This window comes from Terriglobales bacterium, from assembly GCA_035543055.1.
GTDB lineage: Bacteria > Acidobacteriota > Terriglobia > Terriglobales > Acidobacteriaceae > JAIQFD01.
Map to the genome: position 1 here is coordinate 1 of DATKKJ010000207.1, position 3,802 is coordinate 3,802.

General features: G+C 63.6%; 3 protein-coding genes. 1 reads left to right on the forward strand and 2 read right to left on the reverse strand.

Going from position 1 to position 3,802, the window contains the following annotated elements:
* A partial coding sequence (dnaA, locus tag VMS96_13635; protein ID HVP44470.1) for a chromosomal replication initiator protein DnaA occupies window positions 1-1,335 on the forward strand: 1,335 nt, incomplete at its 5' end.
* Between the two features lie 121 nt (window positions 1,336-1,456).
* Here the strand turns inward: dnaA and ltrA are convergent.
* Together ltrA and VMS96_13645 are read right to left on the reverse strand one after the other, a co-directional pair.
* On the reverse strand, window positions 1,457-2,836 hold the full coding sequence (gene ltrA / locus VMS96_13640) for a group II intron reverse transcriptase/maturase (GenBank protein HVP44471.1): 1,380 nt from the start codon (window positions 2,834-2,836) through the stop codon (window positions 1,457-1,459).
* Between the two features lie 573 nt (window positions 2,837-3,409).
* Window positions 3,410-3,580, reverse strand: coding sequence for a hypothetical protein (locus VMS96_13645; protein HVP44472.1), 171 nt, complete (start codon window positions 3,578-3,580; stop codon window positions 3,410-3,412).
* Between the last annotated feature and the right edge of the window lie 222 nt (window positions 3,581-3,802).

A 3,802-nucleotide genomic window follows, 5' to 3' on the forward strand; every position in this document is an offset into this window, starting at 1 on the left:
AACGTACGCGAGGTCTGGGAAGAAGCGCTCGCAGTCATCCGCAGCCGCATCAGTCGACAGAGTTTCGAAGCGTGGTTCCGCCCACTGACATTGGGGAAGGTGGACGCGAATCACATGCAGATTCTGCTCCCAAACCGCTTCTTCAAAGAATGGTTCGAGGACCACTATCTCGGCTTACTGCGGTCGGCGCTGGAGGACTTGCTGTTCAACAAGGTCGAAATCAGGCTCCTCCTGCCTGACAAGGACTCGGCAGCTAACCTTCCGGCCACCGAGGAAACGGGCGAGCGTCGGGCACCGCGCCGGCCACGAGAAGCCGGCGCCCAGTTGAACCCACGCTATACATTCGACTCTTTCGTGGTGGGCACCAGCAACCAGTTCGCGCACGCTGCGTGCATGGCGGTCGCCGACCAATTGGCCAAGACTTACAATCCCTTGTTCATTTATGGGGGTGTAGGCTTGGGCAAGACCCACCTGCTCCACGCCATCGGGCATCACGCTCGACAACGGGACCCCCGGATTCGGGTCTCCTATGTGTCGTCCGAGAAATTTACCAACGACCTCATCAACTCCATTCGCTTCGACGCCACCGTAGAGTTTCGTAACCGCTACCGAAGTCTGGATCTCTTGCTCATCGACGACATCCAGTTCATCGCCGGGAAGGAACGAACCCAGGAGGAATTCTTTCATACCTTTAACGATCTCTACGATGCCTCCAAGCAGATCGTCATCAGTTCGGATCGGGTCCCCCGCGAAATCCCGACACTCGAGGAACGTCTCCGCTCACGTTTCGAGTGGGGCCTCATCGCCGACATCCAACCGCCAGATTTGGAGACCAAGGCGGCAATCTTGCGGAAGAAAGCGCAGGCGCAAGGCGTCCGGTTGCCTGACGAGGTTTCGTTGTTTATAGCGAAGCACGTGAAGTCGAGCATCCGCGAGCTCGAGGGCTCGCTCGTCCGTCTCGCCGCCCAGGCCTCCTTTACGCATCAGGAGATCAGCCTGGAACTGGCCCAGGAGGTCTTGAGAGAGCTCACCGCAGAGCAGCAGCGACTTCCCACGATTTCCTCCATCCAGAAGGCGGTCGCGGATTTCTTTGGGGTCCGGGTGGACGACCTGCGCTCCCGCGGTCGGAACAAGTCCATCGTCCTGCCTCGCCAGGTGGCCATGTATCTATGCCGCGAGATCGTGAAGGCCTCTCTGCCGGATATCGGCGATGGGTTCGGCGGCAAGGATCATTCGACCGTGATCCATTCCTGCGAGAAGGTCAAGCGCATGATCGCCGGAGAAGAAGCCTTTCGGAGGCAAGTGGACGAGCTGACCCTTCGCCTCTCAGCCTAGGACGTCCCGCACGCGGACACGCCCGGGAAATCGGGATAGGGGGTAGCAGGGAGTGCCCTGCCACTCCCCTCCCACACCACCGGACGTACGGGTCCGTATCCGGCGGTTCAGAAGGTTGAGGTTAACTCGCAAGCCGGGGCACCCCCAGCTGGTCGAAGTAGCGCGTAGGCAAGGCGATGTGAAGCGCGGCGTGGTGGGCGGTGACCCACCAGCGGCGAGCGTGAGAGGCGGCCTGGGCAGCGACGATCTCGGGCACGCCCCGAGCCCGCAGCTCCCGAAAGGCGGTCGTCCCCCGCTTCCACTGTTTAAGGTACACCACCCGCAGCCGACGCCGGAGCCACTGGTCGAAGGTCGTGAAGACCCCCGGCGTGTCCGCGAGACGGAAGTACGCCTTCCAGCCCAGCAGGTACCCGCGCAGTTCCGCCACTACCGTGGGGATGCTGCACCCGCGAGTCCGCCTCGTCAGCGCCCGCACCTGCGCCTTCATCGTCGCCAGGGCCGCTGGCGCCACCCGCCGTTTGACGATGTGCCCTGGCGCCACCCAAAAGCTGTAGCCCAGGAACTTCCGGTCCCACGGCCGGGCGACGGCACTCTTCGTCTCGTTGACCTGAAGTCGGAGTTTGGCGTACAGGCGCCGGAGCGTCTGGAGCACATCTGCGCCTGCCCGCTTGGACCGCACGTACACGTTGCAGTCGTCCGCGTAGCGCGCGAAGGTGTGGCCGCGCGTCTCCAACTCGCGATCCACTTCGTCGAGGAGCACGTTGGCCAGCAACGGGGAGAGCGGCCCGCCTTGGGGCGTGCCCTCGACCCGTTCGATCACCACCCCGTCGGCCAAGATGCCGGCTGTGAGGTAGCGTCGAATGAGGCCGAGCAGGCGCCGGTCTGCGATCCGCTTCGCCAGCCGCCCCATGAGCACGTCGTGGTTGACCCGGTCGAAGAACTTCTCCAGGTCCACATCGACCACCCACCGCCGTCCGGCCTGGAGGAACCGCTGGGCCGCACACACTGCATCGTGCGCCCGACGGCCCGGCCGGAAGCCGTAGCTGTGCTCCGAGAACGTCGGATCGAAGCGGGGTTGCAGGACCTGCAGGATGGCCTGTTGGAGGACCCGGTCGAGCACACACGGGATGCCGAGGTCCCGGACCCCGCCGCCCGGCTTCGGGATCGGCTGCCGTTTGACCGGCTGGGGTTGGTAGGTCCCGGCAAGCAACTGCACCTTGATGGTGGCCCAGTGCGCCCGCAGGTGCCCGGGGAGGTCCGCCACGGTCATCCCGTCGCCGCCCGGACTGCCCTGGTTCTGCTGCACCCGCTTCAACGCCGCTTGGACGTTGCCGCGCTCGACCACCCGCTCCATCAGGTGGTCGGTCCCTGAGCGTGCGTCTCCGCTGGCCACCCGCGACGCTTCGCCGCTCCGTTCAGCCTTCGGGGCTTCACCCCTGCTTCCGAACGGGAGCTCCAGTTGCTGCCTGGCCGTCTGGCGCCTGGCGTCTTGGAGGTTCACGGGTGCTCCGCTCTCCCTTCTGGTCGGCCCTTCGCCTTGCAGGCTACTATGGCCTCGGCTGACTTCTCGCGCCGCCGGGACGGCGTCGCCCTTTCAGGCGCAAGGCGAGATCTCCCCAGGTAAGAATGCTGGCCGTCCCCGCACCACCGCCGGATTTACGGCCCCGCGCCTTGGTCGCGAGAGCTTCGCGGGCATTTGGCCGCTCGCCCTGCGCAAGGCCGCCTCGTATCCGGTTCCTGTTCGTCGGCGCGCGGGTTCGTTCCCCGCTTCCTTCAGCGCCGCCCTCGCGGGCGCGCCCCTTGCGGTTCCCTTGGGTCCCTGCGACCAGGTCCCCGGAGGACTTCCACCTCCTAGTCAGCACCCATGCTGGGCGCACAAAAACCTCGGGAGTCGGATAGTTCCTCCGACTCCCGAGGCTGATGTGTGATATTTGGAGACACGACCTGCAAATGAATCTCGCTGTCACCCCGTCATCAAGATACACAAATACACCCGCTCCAGCAATCTTCCTAGGGAAGTTCTTGCAGGGCGCAACGCGCTTGAGATTCTTTTGGGTTGTGCGAGGCGGGTAAGTTACGCCTGTTCCTTCTCCTGGAAGGAACCGCACTTCTCGCAGACCTTCATCATCCGCGGGCGGGTCATGACCACCTGGGCCCAAACCAGCTCGCCACCGCACTGGCAGTTGCCAATCGACTTCCGCACAGCGCCCTGGCGAGCCACCTTCTGTACCTTGCTCTCAGCCATCTCTAGCCGCTCCCTTCTGCTGCTCCCTGCAGCTTCAACGAGGGCCCATCTGCCCCCACTTCTTCGATCCCGGTTCGGCCAAAAAGATTCGTCGACCGGACCCAAAAACCGGCGGATTCTAAGCGAGTAAGTAGGAAATGGCAAGTAAAAAAGTGATGAGGGCACCGCGCGTGGACATTACAATCGGTTCGGACCATTTGGTCTTGGCGCTATCATCAGAGG